Consider the following 13,635-nt stretch of genomic DNA (forward strand, 5'->3'; position numbering starts at 1 on the left):
CGACAGACGCACGGCACGGCCGTGCGGCCCAACCGTCAAGGAGACAGACCCATGTGGTATTTCTCGTGGATACTCGGCATCGGCGTGGCGCTCGGCTTCGGCATCATCAACGCGATGTGGCTGGAGGCGGAAGTGTTCTCGCGCGGCGACAAGCGCACCGACGCATCGCGCGCGGATCCGGGGAGCCGATATTCGTGACGCACCTGGTGTTCTTCTGCGGTCATGCCGGCACCGGCAAGACCACGCTCGCGAAGCGGCTGATCGGGCCGCTGATGCGTGCGACCGGCGAAGCCTTCTGCCTGCTCGACAAGGACACGCTCTACGGCCGCTACAGTTCGGCCGCGATGGGCGCCCTCACCTCCGATCCGAACGATCGCGACAGCCCGCTCTACCTGAAGCACCTGCGCGATCCCGAATACCAGGGTCTGCTCGACACAGCCCGCGAGAACCTCGCGCTCGGCATCGGCGTGCTGGTGGTCGGCCCGCTGTCGCGCGAAGTGCGTGATCGGCGCATCCTCGACCGCACGTGGCTTGGCATCGGGCCGGACGTCGCGCTGACGGTCGTGTGGGTCCATACCGCGGAAGACGTCGCGCGCCAGCGGATCGTCGCGCGCGGCAATCCGAACGACGCATACAAGCTCGCGCACTGGGACGAATACCGGCAGCGCCGCTTCGTGCCGACCGGCCACGAATGCGACGGCATCGTGATGTTCGACAACACCGCGCCGTCCGACGCGGACATCGATACTTTGCTGTACCGCATCGCACCACCGGCGCCGCAGGCATCGATCGTCCCGCCGCTGCCCGCCTGAGCGGCAGGCATCGCCCTGCTCTTCCCTGCTTCGACTCGCTTCGACTCGCTCAAAAAAACAACGCCGGAAGCGCTGTTGCGCTCCCGGCGTCGCACGGCCCTCGTGCCGGAGACCCGTCGTCAGGCGACTTCGTGCACGCGCTCCATCGTGCCGCCTTCGTACAGCTTGCCGAAGCGGTTCGCGAGGAACGCCTTCAGCGACACCTTTTCCTGCGGGATGAAACCGCTCTGCGGCAGCTTCTTTTCGCGGAACAGATCCAGCACCGCGCACATCGCGCCGGCCGTCGTGATCTGGATCGCGCTCATGTGCATCCCGCACACGTCCTTCGCGAAAATCTTGCGCGTGAACACGTCCTGCACGAGCTGGCCATCCTTCACGCCCGTCACCGTGACGAACACGAGCACGACGTCCTGCTTCGTCGACGGCACCGCGCGGCGCATGATCGACTTCAGCGTGTCGCGGTCGCTCGACAGGCGCAGATCCTCGAGCAGGAATTGCACGAGTTCGCGGTGACCCGGATAGCGCACCGACTTGTAGTCGAGCGTCTCGACCTTGCCCGACAGCGTCTCGCACAGCGTGCCCAGGCCGCCCGACGTGTTGAACGCTTCGTATTCGGTACCGTCGAGCGAGAAATGCTCGAGGCCTTCGAGCGGCTGCACCCACTGCTTGCGGCCGTCACGGATCGCTTCGCACGGCTGGCAGTATTCGTTGATCAGGCCGTCGACGCTCCACGTCAGGTTGTACTTCAGCGCGTTGGTCGGATACTCGGGCAGCGCGCCGACGCGCATCTTCACGTCGCGCACTTCGCTGAAGCCGTTCACGAGCTCGTGTGCGGCGATGCCGATGAAGCCCGGTGCGAGGCCGCACTGCGGCATGAACGCGCGGTCCGAACCATCCGCCAGTTCGCGGATCGCGTGGGTCGCGCGCACGTCTTCGGTCAGGTCGAAGTAATGGACGCCGGCAGCCTTGGCCGCCGCGGCGACGTTGACCGCAAGGTAGTACGGCAGCGCGTTGACGAGCGCATCGAAGCCCTTCACGGCTTCACGGATCGCATTGGCATCGGCCGAATCGACACGCTGCGTCGCGATGCCTTCACGCGACAGCTTGGCGAGCGCATCCGCGTCGCGGTCGAACGCGACCACTTCGTAGTCGCCCGTTTCACGCAGCATGTGAGCAATGGTGTGACCGATCAGACCTGCGCCGACGATGGCGATTTTCATGCGCTTATCTCCTGATGATGAGTTTGGTGTTGGTGTACGGCGTCGAGCCATGAACACAGTTTAGGGACGCGCAAAATCAGTTCCAAGACGAAGAATGATGCGAAACGACCGTTTAATTCGACGATATGACGACACATTTCGTCACAACGACTAAATCATCTAAAAATCACGTATATGACGCGCTGCAAACGGGCCGCGATGGACGCGTTTGGACGGGTACGAAGGAACATGCAAGGTGGAAGATGCGCACGCGAATGAATCGCTGCTCGCGCGCAAGCCGGCATTCGACGCAACGATGCGTGCTCGCGTCCAGATGCGCGACGCAACGCCCCGCCTCGCGGCGAGTGCCGGCGGCGGGTATCAAGGGAAGGGAAAGGAGGAAAAGCCTGCGCGACGATTCGAATCGCACCGCGGTGTCACACGCGACGCCGCATGCGATGCGTCATCCGCCGATCGTGCCGCGATCGATCTTGCGCGACAGGATGATCGACGTCGTCGTGCGCTCTACGCCTTCGAGCGTGCCGATCTGGTCGAGCAGGTCGTTGAGCCGCTCCGGCGAATCCGCACGCAACCACGCGACGTAGTCGTACTCGCCGCTCACCGCGCACAGCAACTGCACCTCAGGCATCCGGTCGAGCTTGCGCAGCACGTCCTTGCCGAACTTCGGCGTGAGGATGATGCCGACATACGCGTAAATGCTCGCGTCGAGCACGTCCTGCCCGAGCCGGACGCTGTAGCCGGCGATCACGTTGGTGCGTTCGAGCCGCGCGATGCGTGCGACGACCGTCGTGCGCGCGACGTCGAGCTGTCGCGCGAGATCGGCGACGCTTGCGCGCGCATCGGCTTGCAGCAGCGCGACGAGTTGCCGGTCGAGGTCGTCGAGTTGGTCGAGACGAGGTGGACGCATGAGGCTGGGCCGGCGTGCAACGCGCCGGCGAAATGGAACGTGACGCGATGATAGCGCCGAACGCCGGTGCGCCCAAACGGCATCGCATGCGGTCACGGGCTTACGCGTTCGTCTCGCCTGCCTCGTTCGCGTGCGGCGTCCGACGTCGATCGAACGCCGTCCGCCCACTATGTCCCTTTCAATTTCGATTCGTTTCGGATGTAAGCAAGTGTCGCATTCACTGCCGCGCCGCACGCAACGTGCTACTAATAGTGTGCGACGCGAGCGGCGCGCTTGCGGCAGTTGCCGCCGCGCCCGTTCGCAAGACACCACCCCGGAGAGCCAATCATGAAGAAAATCTCGCTCACCCTCGCTACGCTCGCCGTTGCAGCCAGCGCGTTCGCGCAAACGCCGGCGCAGCCGCCGGCGCCCGCTCCGTCAATGGCGGCTGCGGCGTCGGCCCCGAGCGCCGAACAGCGCGCAGCGCGCCACGAAGCGCGCATCGAGCAGCGCATCAAGTACCTGCACGATCAACTGAAGATCACGTCGGCGCAGGAACCGCAATGGAAGACGTTCGCCGACACGATGCGTGAAAATGGCGACACGATGGGCCGCCTCTATCGCATGCGGATGGAAAGCCAGAACGTGTCCGCGGTCGACGACATGAAGCAGTACGCGGAACTCGCGCAGGCGAACGCGGACGGCGCGAAGAAGCTCGCCGACGCATTCGCGCCGCTCTACGAGAGCTTTCCGGCCGACCAGAAGGCACTCGCCGACACGACGTTCCGCAGCTGGCTGCATCACGGCGGCGAGCACCGCGGCAAGGGCAAGGCCCGGAGCAAGGAAGGCAAGGCGGCCGCCGCGCCGGCCGCCAGCGCGCCCGCACAACCCTGACGCCCGCCTGCCGGCGCCACCGTGCCCGTCCGGGGCGAACGGCGTCGCGCATCCCGCAGGAATCCGGTGCGTCACACGGCGCGCCGGATTCGGGATAAGCTCCCGGCTTTTCCCGCACTTCCCCCCGCCATGCTCGAACTCAAGCACCTCGATCTGCGTACCGACCCGCAGGCCCGTCGCGTCGTGAAGGACGAAACCGTCACGGTCGCATTCGCGGAGGCCGACGGCGAACTGATGAGCCTCGAAGGCCCGAACCGCTATGTCGCGGGCGACGCGCTGATCACCGGCTCGACCGGCGACCGCTGGGTCGTGTCGCGCGCACGCTTCGACGCAAAATACCTGCCCGCCGATCCGGCACTCGTGCACGGTGCGCCGGGCGCCTACCGGAACCGGCCGGCCGTCGTGCTCGCCCGCCGGATGGACGAACCGTTCACGATCGCCCGCTCGGAAAACGGCGACACGCTGCGCGGCATCGCCGGCGACTGGGTGATGCAGTATGCGCCCGGCGACTACGGCGTCGTCCAGGCGCAGCGTTTCGCGCAGGTCTACCGCGACGCGTAACGCGTAGCGCGCGACGCCGGCATCGCGCCGGCGCGCTCGTTCACGTCAAGGTTCAGGCGAAGTCTTCGTCGAGTTCGAGTTCCGCGTCGCGCTCGACGGCCTCGCCGGCCGCGTGCCGCTCCTCGAGCGAGCCCAGCATCGCTTCCGTGTACGCATGCAGCACCGCATGGCTGCGGGCGCGCTGCATCGGCCTGAGCGCCAGATAGCGCGCCAGCGCGGCCGGCACGATGCGAATGTCGAGCGTCATCCGTTTCGGCGTCGAACCGAAACGCATCGCGAGCCACTGCACGGACAGGAAGCGTCCGCGTTCGTCGCTGCTTTCTGTAAAGCGCGTCTGCTCCGGAAAGAGATCGCAAATCACGCGCGCGAGCGCGTCGAATTCGGCGCTCTGGCATTCGATCAGATAGTCGTCCATTCCGCCTCTCCCGTCAGGCCGCCGCACGCGGCGACCGGCACGTCTTCGCCAGCACGGCGACCAGGATCGCGGCCAGCACGAAATACACGGCCTCGAGCGATCCGGCCGGCAGCACGCGCACCTGATACAGCAGCGCCGGCGCGACCGCCAGCGCATGCAGCACGATCGCGAGCGGCAGCACGCCCGCGCGGCCGGCGCGCACGCCGCGCCAGACCAGCACCGACAGCGCGAGTTGCACCACGAACGCCGAGCAACGCTCGAGCAGCAACAGCAGGATCGACTGTGCCGACAGCGTCGCCAGCATCACGTGCAGCCGCACGACGGTGTCGCCCGGCAGATCCGCGAGCTGCGTCTCGAGCTGGCCGCGGCTCGCGAGCCACGCAAGATACGACCACTGGCCCCATACGAGCACGCCGACGAACCAGGCTTCGGCACCGGCGTGGCCGATCCCGTAGCCGATGCCGCGCCCGTCGCCGGCCGACGCGCCGTAGCGGCGGTTCAGGAACCGGAACCCGAGATAGCGGCCGACTTCCTCGAACACGGCAGTCGCGAGCGCGCTGTACGCGACGAACGCGAGCGGCTGTGTGAGCCAGCCGCCAGCGGGCGTCTGGCTCAGCACGAGGCCATGGAAGGCGCGTTCGACGATCATCGCGAACAGCGTGAAGACGGCGACGCCGACGATCGTGTCGCGGCGGTCGAGCGAAAGTGGCTTGCGCAGAATACGGAAGAGAACGAACGGCAGTAGCGCGATGATCAGCGTGGCGGCGATCAGCACCGCCAGCGTGACGGGAGCGACAGTCATGAATTTCCTTGTTCGGGGCAGCGCACCTGACGCGCGCCGTGCCCCGAATGATACTCAGCTTGCGGTCGACGCGCGCGCAATCAGCTCGCCCGGCAGCAACGCGACGCGCACGTCGCCGGCCGCGCCGTCGATGCGCTCGTGCACGAATTCGACCGCCTTGTAGCCGATCTCGTAGGTCGGCTGGCGAATCGTCGTGATGCCGATCAGTTCGGCCCATTCCGGATCGTCGATCGACAACAGCGCGGCCTTTTCCTGCCACGCCGCGCCGAAACGCGCGCGCAGATGGCGCGCGATCGCGAGCGCGACCGGTGCGTTGGCGGCAAACAGCGCCGCACGCACGCCGCGCCGCATCGCGTCGTCGATGCGCGCGTCGAGGTCGGCAAGCGCCGCCGCCGCCGCGGCGGGCTCGTTCAGCTCGAGCACGACCGTCGGCGGCACCGGCAGCCCGCGGGCGTCGAGCGCCGCGCGAAACGCGGCCTCGCGCAGGCGCCGCGAACTGACACGCTCGAACGGCTGCACGACGAAATGGATCGCATCGAAGCCGCGCGCGACCAGGTGCGCGATCGCCGTCTCGATCGCATCGGAATTGTCGAGCCCGATCAGGTCGGCCTCGAAGCCCTCGACCGTCCGGTCGACGAGCACGGCCGGAATGCCGGCGCCGCGCAGCGGGCGCAGCACGTCTTCGTCCGCGCCGAGCGCGTTGACGATCAGCCCTTCGACCCGGTAGGTCGTCAGCAGCTGCAGGAAGCGCCGTTCCATCTCGACCTCGTTGGCCGCGTGACAGATGAGCGGCATGTAGCCGAGCGCGTGGCACGCGGCCTCGACGCCCTGCAGCACTTCGACGGTATACGGATTGGTCAGGTCGGCCGCGAGCATGCCGAGCAGCCGGTTGCGGCCGCGCTTCAGCCCGCGCGCCATCTGGTTCGGCCGGTAGTTGAGGCGCGCGATCGCCGTCTCGATCCGCTGGCGCAGATCGGCGGACAGCACGTGCGTCTCGCCGTTCAGATAGCGCGAAACGCTGGTCTTGCCCGTGCCGGCTTCGCGTGCGACGTCGCTGATCGTCGCCGGACGCTGCGTGGAAGGTTGCGAATCGCTCAAGTCGTGCCTCGCGACGTACGATCCGCGCCGCTTCGTGTGCGGACGGACCTTTGTTGTTGGATACGAAAGCCACCCGGTGGACGCCGCCGCCCCCCCTGCTTCGCTGTCGATCGAAGCCGGCGCGTTCGCGCCTGCTCCGGTCGCCTGGCACGCATGGCGATCGGCCGCACCGGACCTGGCACGGATGCCCGTCGCCGAACGCCGCCGGCCGCATGGCCGGGTCGTCGATGCGACGAGCGGGCGATCATAACGCAGCCTGCCCTCCGCTACCAAGACCATCGCCTCTAACCCCGCCGGCTGACCGGCCCCGCTCAGGCGCGCGCGAGCGCGTCGGGATTGACGAGGTTCGTGCGCAGCGTCCCGGCCAGCGCGCCGACCAGGTTTTCCGCGGCGCAGCGCGCCATCGCATGGCGCGTCTCGTGCGTCGCCGAGCCGATATGCGGCAGCGCGACGACATTGTTCATCCGCAGCAGCGGGGAATCCGCCGGCAACGGCTCCGTCTCGAACACGTCGAGCCCCGCGCCGCGGATCGTGCCCGCGCGCAGCGCGTCGACCAGTGCGGCCTCGTCGACCACCTGCCCGCGCGATGCGTTGATCAGGATCGCGCCGCGCTTCATCTTCGCGAATTCGGCCGCGCCGATCAGGTGACGCGTTTCCGGCGACAACGGCACCTGCAGGCACACGAAATCCGACTGCGCGAGCAATTGGTCGAGCGTCACGCGGCGGGCGCCGTACTGCGTCTCGGCTTCGGCGTTCGCGGAACGGTTCGCGTACAGCACCTGCATCCGGAAACCGAGCGCCGCGCGGCGCGCGACCGCGCCGCCGATCCGCCCGAGCCCGACGATGCCGAGCGTCTTGCCCTGCACGTCGGTGCCGTACAGATCGGGGCCGATACTACGATGCCAGTGGCCGGCCTTCACCCATTCCGCCAGTTCGACCACGCGCCGCGCGGACGCGAGGATCAGCGAGAACACGGTATCGGCGGTCGATTCCGTCAGCACGTCGGGCGTATGCGCGAGCACGATGCCGCGCCGCGTGAGATCCGCGACGTCGAAGTTGTCGTAGCCGACCGAGATCGTCGACCAGGCCTTCAGCCGCGGTGCGCGATCGAGCATCTGCGGCGTGACCTTCAGGCTCGCGCCGATCGCGCCGTCCGCGTCGCCGAGGGCATCGGCGAGCGCGTCGGCGCCGTCGGCCTGCACGACTTCCGCATGCTCGCGCAGGTACGCGAGCACGTCATCGGGTAGCGGCTTGTACGCGACGATACGAGGCTTCATCGTTTTCATTTTCCTTGCAGCGGCGTCGCGAGCGGATGCGCATCGCGCGCCTGGGGTTTCACGGACAGCGTGAGGATCACCGCGGCCACGAGCGCGGCGCTCATGAACGCATACGATGCGACGGGCGACCCGGTCGCCCCGTTCAGGTAGCCGACGAAATACGAGCCGACGAACGAGCCGAGCGCACCCATGCTGTTGATCAGCGCCATTGCGCCGCCGGCGACGTTCTTCGGCAGCAGTTCCGGGACGATCGCGAAAAACGGGCCGTACGGCGCGTACATCGCGGCGCCCGCGACGACCAGCAGCGCATACGAGATCCAGAAATGCGACGAGCCGAGCGCATACGACGCGGCGAACGCGGCCGCGCCGACCAGCAGGAACGGCCACACGAAGCCGCGGCGCGAACCGACCTTGTCGGACGCCCACGACGCGACCAGCATCGCGATCGTCGCCGCGAGGTACGGCAGCGCCGACAGCCATCCGGTCGCGACCATGCCGAGCTCGGAGCCGTTCTTGACGATCGACGGCAGCCACAGCACGAAGCCGTACACGCCGATGCTCCAGCAAAAGTATTGCGCGCACAGCTTGATCACCGCCGGCGAACGGAACGCCTCGCCGTAGTTGCGCACGGGCTTGATCGCCGCCTGTTCGGCTGCGAGCGCGGCAGCGAGGTCGCTCTTTTCCTGTGCGGTGAGCCACGGCGAATCGGCCGGCTTGTCCTGCACGAGGAACCACCAGCACACGGCCCAGATGATGGCCGGCACGCCTTCGGCGATGAACATGTGGCGCCAGCCGAATTCGTGCACGAGATAGCCTGACACGATCGACATCCAGAGCACGGTGACCGGATTGCCGAGGATCAGGAACGTGTTCGCGCGCGAGCGTTCGTTCTTCGTGAACCAGTTGCTGATGTAGATGAGCATCGCCGGCATCACGGCCGCTTCGACCACGCCGAGCATGAAGCGGATCACCATCAGCGACGGGATGTTGGTGACGACGCCCGTGAGCGCGGCGCAAGCGCCCCACAGCACGAGGCTCGCGAACACGAGCTTCTTGACGCTGCGGCGCTCCGCGTAGATCGCACCCGGAATCTGGAAGAAGAAGTAGCCGAGGAAGAACAGCGCGCCGATCAGCGACGACAGGCCCTTGCTGATCCCGAGGTCCTGGTTGATGCCGGCCGCTGCCGCGAACCCGTAGTTTGCGCGGTCGAGATAAGCGAGGCTGTAGGTGATGAAGACGATCGGCATGATCGTCCACCAGCGTCGTGCTGCGAGATTGGCTGCCATCAGTGTGTCTCCTATGTCGACGGGAGTTGGCGCTTCAGCGCTTACTCCCGTCCCATGCCGCTGTTGGCACGAGTTGGCGCTTCAGCGCTTACTCTTGCCCTGCGGCGGTCGACGGGAGTTGGCACTTCAGCGCCAACCCCCGTCCCGTCCTTTCGGGAATCGACCGGCGTCGGCGCATCGGCGCCTGCTCCGGCCTCATGCAAAACCGTGCACGAAGCACGAAATGGGTCCGCGGATTGTGCCGTGTCCGGCCTCTCATTGCGCGGTGACGCTTTCCTCTAAGCGATCGGCGCGATTGCTGACGTTTTCGAGCCGATCAAGTGCCTCACGGGTCGGCAGGCCTTCCGAATCGCCGATCACCTGGATCGCGAGCGCCCCGATGCGGTTGCCGCGCGCGACCGCGTGCTCGACGGACCGACCTTCCAGCAGCGCGCTGACCACGCCGACCGCGAACCCGTCGCCGGCACCGACCGTGTCGACCACGTTCGCGACGCGCTCGCCCGCGACCACGCCCTCGCGGCCGTCGGCCGTGCGGAAGTACGCACCCTCGGCGCCCAGCTTGATCACCACGCCGCGCGCACCCTGTGCCAGGTAGAAGCCCGCGATATCGGCCGGCGTGTCGTGGCCGGTGAGCTGCTGCCCTTCGGCGAGGCCTGGCAGCACCCAGTCGGCGAGCGTCGCGAGCGCGTTCAGCGTCTTCGCCATCACGTCGGCGGACGGCCACAGCGTCGGGCGCAGGTTCGGATCGAACGAGATCGTCTTGCCGGCCGCGCGCATCTCGCGCGCCAGGTGGAAAGCGAGTTCGCACGACGTCGCGGAGATCGCCGGCGCGACGCCCGTCAGGTGCAGGTGACGCGCGCCGAGCACGTAGTCGGCCACGTAGTCGTCGCACGACAGGTGGCTCGCGGCCGAGCCCTTGCGGAAATATTCGACGGTCGGGTCGCTGCCGTCGTCGTTACGCGACTTCAACTGAAAGCCGGTCGGATAGCGCGGATCGACGGTCACGCACGATGCGTCGATGCGTTCGCGCGCCAGCGTGTCGAGCACGTAACTGCCGAACGAATCACGGCCCACCCGGCTCATCCAGCCGACCCGGAAACCGAGCCGCGACAGGCCGATCGCGACGTTCAGGTCCGCGCCCGCGATCCGCTTCGTGAATTGCGCCGCCTGCGCGAGGTGGCCGGGCTCGGCGGCGACGAACATCGCCATCGCTTCACCGTAGGTCACGACATCGAGTGCTGCCTTCATGAATGAATTCCTCCGTATCCTTCCTGCGTCACGCGGCGGCAAGCCACGCCACGCGCCGGCCGGCATCGCCCGCCAGGTCGTTGGCATCGAACGGAAATTCGATGCCGCGCGGCGCCGCTTGCGGCAGGGCCGCGAGCACGCCCGTGACGAGCGTGTCGCCCGGCGCCGGCGCCACCGCGAAACGGCGCGCGCCCTCGCCAGCGACTGCCTTGCAATGAATGTATTCCACATGCGGCGCGAGCGCGTGCGCGCACGCGAGCGGCGCTTCGCCCGGCCACTGCCAGTTGCCGATGTCGAACGTCATGCCGAGCGCATCGGGCACGCCCGCTTCGGTCAACGCGGCGAACAGCCCGCTGAATTGAGCTAGCGCGCCGCCCACCGGCAACTGGCCGTTCTCGACCACCACGCGGGCACGCGCGCCGCGCGACAGCGCAACGATCTCGGACGCATGCGCGTCGCCGGCGAAGCCGCCGAGCTGGAACTTGACGAAGCGCGCGCCGAGCGCGTCGGCTTCCGTGAGCGTGTCGCGCAACGCGTCGGCATCGAGCGCGCCGGTTTCCGTGTACAACGTGGCCGGCGTCGAATAGACCGACCAGAGCCCGTGCGCGGCGAGTGCCGTGCCGAGCGCGGCGAGCGCGCCGGGCGTCGCATCGTCGTCCGATGCGAACAGCTCGCGCCGTACCTCGAAGCCGGTCGCCCCGGATGCGGCCGCGGTCGCGATGAATGCACGGTGGCCCTCCTGACGCACGCGGTCCATCCCGAATGCGCTCGCCACGATCACGATGTCTGCCATTTCTGCCCTTTTTTCACTTGAATGGAACCGGTTCCATTTGCTTGAGACGGATGGTGCGCTTCGCGTTCGGCGCACGCCATAGAGGAAATCCCTAGGACGTGCCGCCGCGCGCCCGGGCACGTGCATCCGGTGTTCCGGGCCCCCATCGACGGCTATTTTTCGTCGTGCGTGATGCACATGTCGAGGAACTGGGCAGCCACCCGCGACGGCGCGGCGCCGTGCGGCACGAGGATCGAGAAATGGCGCGTGAGCGGCGCGGGAGCCAGCGAGCGCGGCACGAGCGCCGCGTCCTCGTGGCGCAGCGACATCGCGGAGACGAATCCGACGCCCATCCCCGCGCGCACGGCCTCTTTCACGGCCTCGACGCCCGCAATCTCGAACGCGACGCGCATCGGCGCGCCGCCATGCGCGAACGCGCGTTCGACGAGCTGGCGCACGCCGGAACCCTCCTCGCGCAGCACGAGCGGATGCGCGGCGAGTGCGTCGAGCGTGACGCCGGCTTCGTACTCGGGCGCGGCGAGCGGATGTCCGGCCGGCACGACCGCGACGATCTCGTCCTCGTGCCACGCATGCACGGCGGTGCCGGGCGGCAGCGCCTCGCCGGGCGGCCCTTCGATCATCGCGATGTCGAGCGACGCCAGCGCCGCAACCACGTCGGCCGTATTGCCGCTCATCGTGTGAATCGCCACCCGCGGCACGCGCGGCTGGAACGCCGCGATCAGGTACGGCAGCAGGTAGCTGGCGGGCGTCGTGCTCGCGCCGATCCGCAGCGTGCCGGCGTCGAGCCCGCGCACGGCGTCGCGAAACGCGCGCGCCTGCGCGAATGTGTCGCGCTGCGCCTTGGCATACTGCGCGAGCTGTTCGCCGACCGGCGTCAGGCGGATGCCGCGGCCCTCGCGCTGGTACAGCGGCTCGCCGAACTCGTCCTGCAGCAGCCGCAGCTGGCCCGACACGGCCGGCTGCGACAGATGCAGCGCCAGCGCAGCGCGGCTGATGTTCAGATGTTCGGCGACGGCCGCGAACGTTATCAGTTGATCCGGGGTCATGGGGATGAATTATCGGCTTTCCGGATAGTTTACGTCACAAATTACAATTTCTCATATCGATATAACGAATTTAGGATTAGGCCATCGCAACCTGTTTCATCACGGTGCCCCATGTCCACTGCTCCGACTCCCCATCTCAACCACGCCGCTCCGTCGATGCGCGGCCAGTTGAACGGCGTGCTGTTCGTCGCGCTGTTCGCCGCCGCCGTCACCAGCCTGTCGCAACTTCCGGCGATCGCCGGGCTCGGCCTGTCACCGCTGATCGTCGGCATCGTCGCAGGCGCGCTGTACGGCAACGCCCTGCGTGACGGCATGCCCGCGAGCTGGGCGGCCGGCGTCAACTTTTCCGCGCGCAAGCTGCTGCGCATCGCGGTCGCGTTCTTCGGCCTGCGCGTGAGCCTGCAGGAGATCGCGCAGGTCGGCCTGCCGGGCCTGACGGTGTCGGTGCTGGTCGTCGTGAGCACACTCGCGATCGGCACCTGGGTCGGCATGAAGGTGATGAAGCTCGATCGCGACGCGGCGCTCCTGACCGCCGCCGGCAGCGCGATCTGCGGCGCGGCCGCCGTGCTCGCGTTCGAGTCGACGCTGCAGTCGAAGCCGCATCAGAGCGCGATGGCCGTGGGCAGCGTGGTGCTGTTCGGCACGCTGTCGATGTTCCTCTACCCGCTCGCGTATCACGCCGGCCTGCTCAATCTCGACCCGACCGGCCTCGGCCTGTTCTTCGGCGGCACGATCCACGAGGTCGCGCAGGTGGTCGGCGCGGCGAGCGACATCAGCCCGCAGGTCGCGCACGTCGCGACGATCGTGAAGATGACCCGTGTGATGCTGCTGGTGCCGGTGCTGCTCACGCTCGGCTGGTGGCTCGCCCGCTCCGCACGCTCGGCCGGTGCAAGCGCCGACGGCGCGCAAGGCAAGCGCAAGGTGGCGGTGCCGTGGTTCGCGCTCGGCTTCCTCGGCTTCGTGATCGTCAATTCGCTGAACGTACTGCCCGCCGACGTCACGCACACGCTGAACGTGTTCGACACCTTCGCGCTGACGATGGCGATGACCGCGCTCGGCATCGAGACCCGCGTGTCGCAGATCCGCGAGGCCGGCCCGCGGGCCCTGACCACCGGCCTGATCTTGAACGTCTGGCTGATCGCCGGCGGCTACGGGATCACCTGGGCCGTGCAGCACTGGCTTGGCTGAGCCGCGCATCCACGCCGCGACACGCGCCGCGCCCGACGGGAAGGTCCCGCGGGCGCGGCGCAGTGCTATGCTTCGCGTCGTTTTCCTTCGTCCTTTTCATCACCCTCTT

Annotated in this window: 15 protein-coding genes; 5 read left to right on the plus strand and 10 right to left on the minus strand. The window is 67.7% G+C overall.

Annotated features, from left to right (window positions below):
- The first annotated feature begins 51 nt into the window (after nt 1–51).
- Entirely contained in the window at nt 52–198 is a 147-nt protein-coding gene (gene cydX / locus WS75_RS32705) for a cytochrome bd-I oxidase subunit CydX (RefSeq protein ID WP_082729050.1), read from the plus strand.
- The gene (locus WS75_RS23045) at nt 195–812 is read left to right on the plus strand and encodes an AAA family ATPase (protein WP_059683478.1); all 618 of its coding nucleotides are present in this window, start codon (nt 195–197) and stop codon (nt 810–812) included. Before cydX ends, WS75_RS23045 begins: the two co-directional genes overlap by 4 nt.
- 119 nt (nt 813–931) lie before the next feature.
- Here the strand turns inward: WS75_RS23045 and WS75_RS23050 are convergent, their stop codons facing one another.
- Both WS75_RS23050 and WS75_RS23055 read right to left on the minus strand, forming a co-directional pair.
- Nucleotides 932–2,032: a saccharopine dehydrogenase family protein gene (locus tag WS75_RS23050; protein ID WP_040144221.1), complete on the minus strand. Its 1,101-nt coding sequence runs from the start codon at nt 2,030–2,032 to the stop codon at nt 932–934.
- 442 nt (nt 2,033–2,474) lie between these two features.
- Entirely contained in the window at nt 2,475–2,939 is a 465-nt protein-coding gene (locus WS75_RS23055; protein WP_006481526.1) for an Lrp/AsnC family transcriptional regulator, read from the minus strand.
- Between the two features lie 327 nt (nt 2,940–3,266).
- Here WS75_RS23055 and WS75_RS23060 point away from each other — a divergent pair, with 327 nt between their 5' ends.
- Together WS75_RS23060 and WS75_RS23065 are read left to right on the plus strand one after the other, a co-directional pair.
- Nucleotides 3,267–3,812, plus strand: coding sequence for a Spy/CpxP family protein refolding chaperone (locus WS75_RS23060; RefSeq protein WP_059683481.1), 546 nt, complete (start codon nt 3,267–3,269; stop codon nt 3,810–3,812).
- Between the two features lie 129 nt (nt 3,813–3,941).
- Nucleotides 3,942–4,373 carry a PGDYG domain-containing protein gene (locus tag WS75_RS23065; RefSeq protein WP_059683483.1) on the plus strand — a complete coding sequence of 144 codons (432 nt, stop codon included), beginning with the start codon at nt 3,942–3,944 and terminating at the stop codon, nt 4,371–4,373.
- A 52-nt stretch (nt 4,374–4,425) separates the two neighbouring features.
- On the opposite strand, the gene WS75_RS23070 is transcribed toward WS75_RS23065, so the two are convergent.
- The 8 genes from WS75_RS23070 to WS75_RS23105 form a co-directional block, all read right to left on the minus strand.
- The gene (locus WS75_RS23070) at nt 4,426–4,788 is read right to left on the minus strand and encodes a DUF3022 domain-containing protein (protein WP_059683486.1); all 363 of its coding nucleotides are present in this window, start codon (nt 4,786–4,788) and stop codon (nt 4,426–4,428) included.
- A 13-nt stretch (nt 4,789–4,801) separates the two neighbouring features.
- A complete protein-coding gene (locus WS75_RS23075) occupies nt 4,802–5,590 on the minus strand; it encodes a YhfC family intramembrane metalloprotease (protein WP_059683488.1) in 789 nt (262 codons plus the stop codon).
- A 54-nt stretch (nt 5,591–5,644) separates the two neighbouring features.
- The gene (locus WS75_RS23080) at nt 5,645–6,688 is read right to left on the minus strand and encodes a LacI family DNA-binding transcriptional regulator (protein WP_059683490.1); all 1,044 of its coding nucleotides are present in this window, start codon (nt 6,686–6,688) and stop codon (nt 5,645–5,647) included.
- 311 nt (nt 6,689–6,999) lie between these two features.
- The gene (locus WS75_RS23085) at nt 7,000–7,965 is read right to left on the minus strand and encodes a 2-hydroxyacid dehydrogenase (RefSeq protein ID WP_059683738.1); all 966 of its coding nucleotides are present in this window, start codon (nt 7,963–7,965) and stop codon (nt 7,000–7,002) included.
- Nucleotides 7,966–7,970: 5 nt separating this feature from the next.
- The gene (locus tag WS75_RS23090; RefSeq protein WP_059683492.1) at nt 7,971–9,251 is read right to left on the minus strand and encodes an MFS transporter; all 1,281 of its coding nucleotides are present in this window, start codon (nt 9,249–9,251) and stop codon (nt 7,971–7,973) included.
- Between the two features lie 255 nt (nt 9,252–9,506).
- Nucleotides 9,507–10,499 (minus strand): sugar kinase, encoded by a 993-nt coding sequence (locus WS75_RS23095; RefSeq protein WP_059683495.1) that lies wholly within the window; start codon nt 10,497–10,499, stop codon nt 9,507–9,509.
- A gap of 28 nt (nt 10,500–10,527) precedes the next feature.
- Nucleotides 10,528–11,292 carry a TIM barrel protein gene (locus WS75_RS23100; protein WP_059683497.1) on the minus strand — a complete coding sequence of 255 codons (765 nt, stop codon included), beginning with the start codon at nt 11,290–11,292 and terminating at the stop codon, nt 10,528–10,530.
- Nucleotides 11,293–11,444: 152 nt separating this feature from the next.
- Nucleotides 11,445–12,338, minus strand: a complete 894-nt coding sequence (locus WS75_RS23105; RefSeq protein WP_059683500.1) for a LysR family transcriptional regulator — start codon at nt 12,336–12,338, stop codon at nt 11,445–11,447.
- 111 nt (nt 12,339–12,449) lie between these two features.
- Here WS75_RS23105 and WS75_RS23110 point away from each other — a divergent pair, with 111 nt between their 5' ends.
- A complete protein-coding gene (locus WS75_RS23110; protein ID WP_059683502.1) occupies nt 12,450–13,526 on the plus strand; it encodes a YeiH family protein in 1,077 nt (358 codons plus the stop codon).
- Nucleotides 13,527–13,635: the final 109 nt, after the last annotated feature.

The organism is Burkholderia sp. FL-7-2-10-S1-D7, from assembly GCF_001524185.1.
GTDB classification, from domain to species: Bacteria; Pseudomonadota; Gammaproteobacteria; order Burkholderiales; family Burkholderiaceae; genus Burkholderia; species Burkholderia diffusa.

What these genes read in the sequence shown, in the direction of transcription:
- WS75_RS23110 (WP_059683502.1), top strand. Translation starts at nt 12,450, where the DNA reads ATGTCCACTGCTCCGACTCCCCATCTCAACCACGCCGCTCCGTCGATG.
- WS75_RS23090 (WP_059683492.1), bottom strand. Translation starts at nt 9,251, where the DNA reads ATGGCAGCCAATCTCGCAGCACGACGCTGGTGGACGATCATGCCGATC.
- WS75_RS23095 (WP_059683495.1), bottom strand. Translation starts at nt 10,499, where the DNA reads ATGAAGGCAGCACTCGATGTCGTGACCTACGGTGAAGCGATGGCGATG.
- WS75_RS23050 (WP_040144221.1), bottom strand. Translation starts at nt 2,032, where the DNA reads ATGAAAATCGCCATCGTCGGCGCAGGTCTGATCGGTCACACCATTGCT.
- WS75_RS23070 (WP_059683486.1), bottom strand. Translation starts at nt 4,788, where the DNA reads ATGGACGACTATCTGATCGAATGCCAGAGCGCCGAATTCGACGCGCTC.
- WS75_RS23075 (WP_059683488.1), bottom strand. Translation starts at nt 5,590, where the DNA reads ATGACTGTCGCTCCCGTCACGCTGGCGGTGCTGATCGCCGCCACGCTG.
- WS75_RS23085 (WP_059683738.1), bottom strand. Translation starts at nt 7,965, where the DNA reads ATGAAGCCTCGTATCGTCGCGTACAAGCCGCTACCCGATGACGTGCTC.
- cydX (WP_082729050.1), top strand. Translation starts at nt 52, where the DNA reads ATGTGGTATTTCTCGTGGATACTCGGCATCGGCGTGGCGCTCGGCTTC.
- WS75_RS23055 (WP_006481526.1), bottom strand. Translation starts at nt 2,939, where the DNA reads ATGCGTCCACCTCGTCTCGACCAACTCGACGACCTCGACCGGCAACTC.
- WS75_RS23100 (WP_059683497.1), bottom strand. Translation starts at nt 11,292, where the DNA reads ATGGCAGACATCGTGATCGTGGCGAGCGCATTCGGGATGGACCGCGTG.
- WS75_RS23065 (WP_059683483.1), top strand. Translation starts at nt 3,942, where the DNA reads ATGCTCGAACTCAAGCACCTCGATCTGCGTACCGACCCGCAGGCCCGT.
- WS75_RS23060 (WP_059683481.1), top strand. Translation starts at nt 3,267, where the DNA reads ATGAAGAAAATCTCGCTCACCCTCGCTACGCTCGCCGTTGCAGCCAGC.
- WS75_RS23105 (WP_059683500.1), bottom strand. Translation starts at nt 12,338, where the DNA reads ATGACCCCGGATCAACTGATAACGTTCGCGGCCGTCGCCGAACATCTG.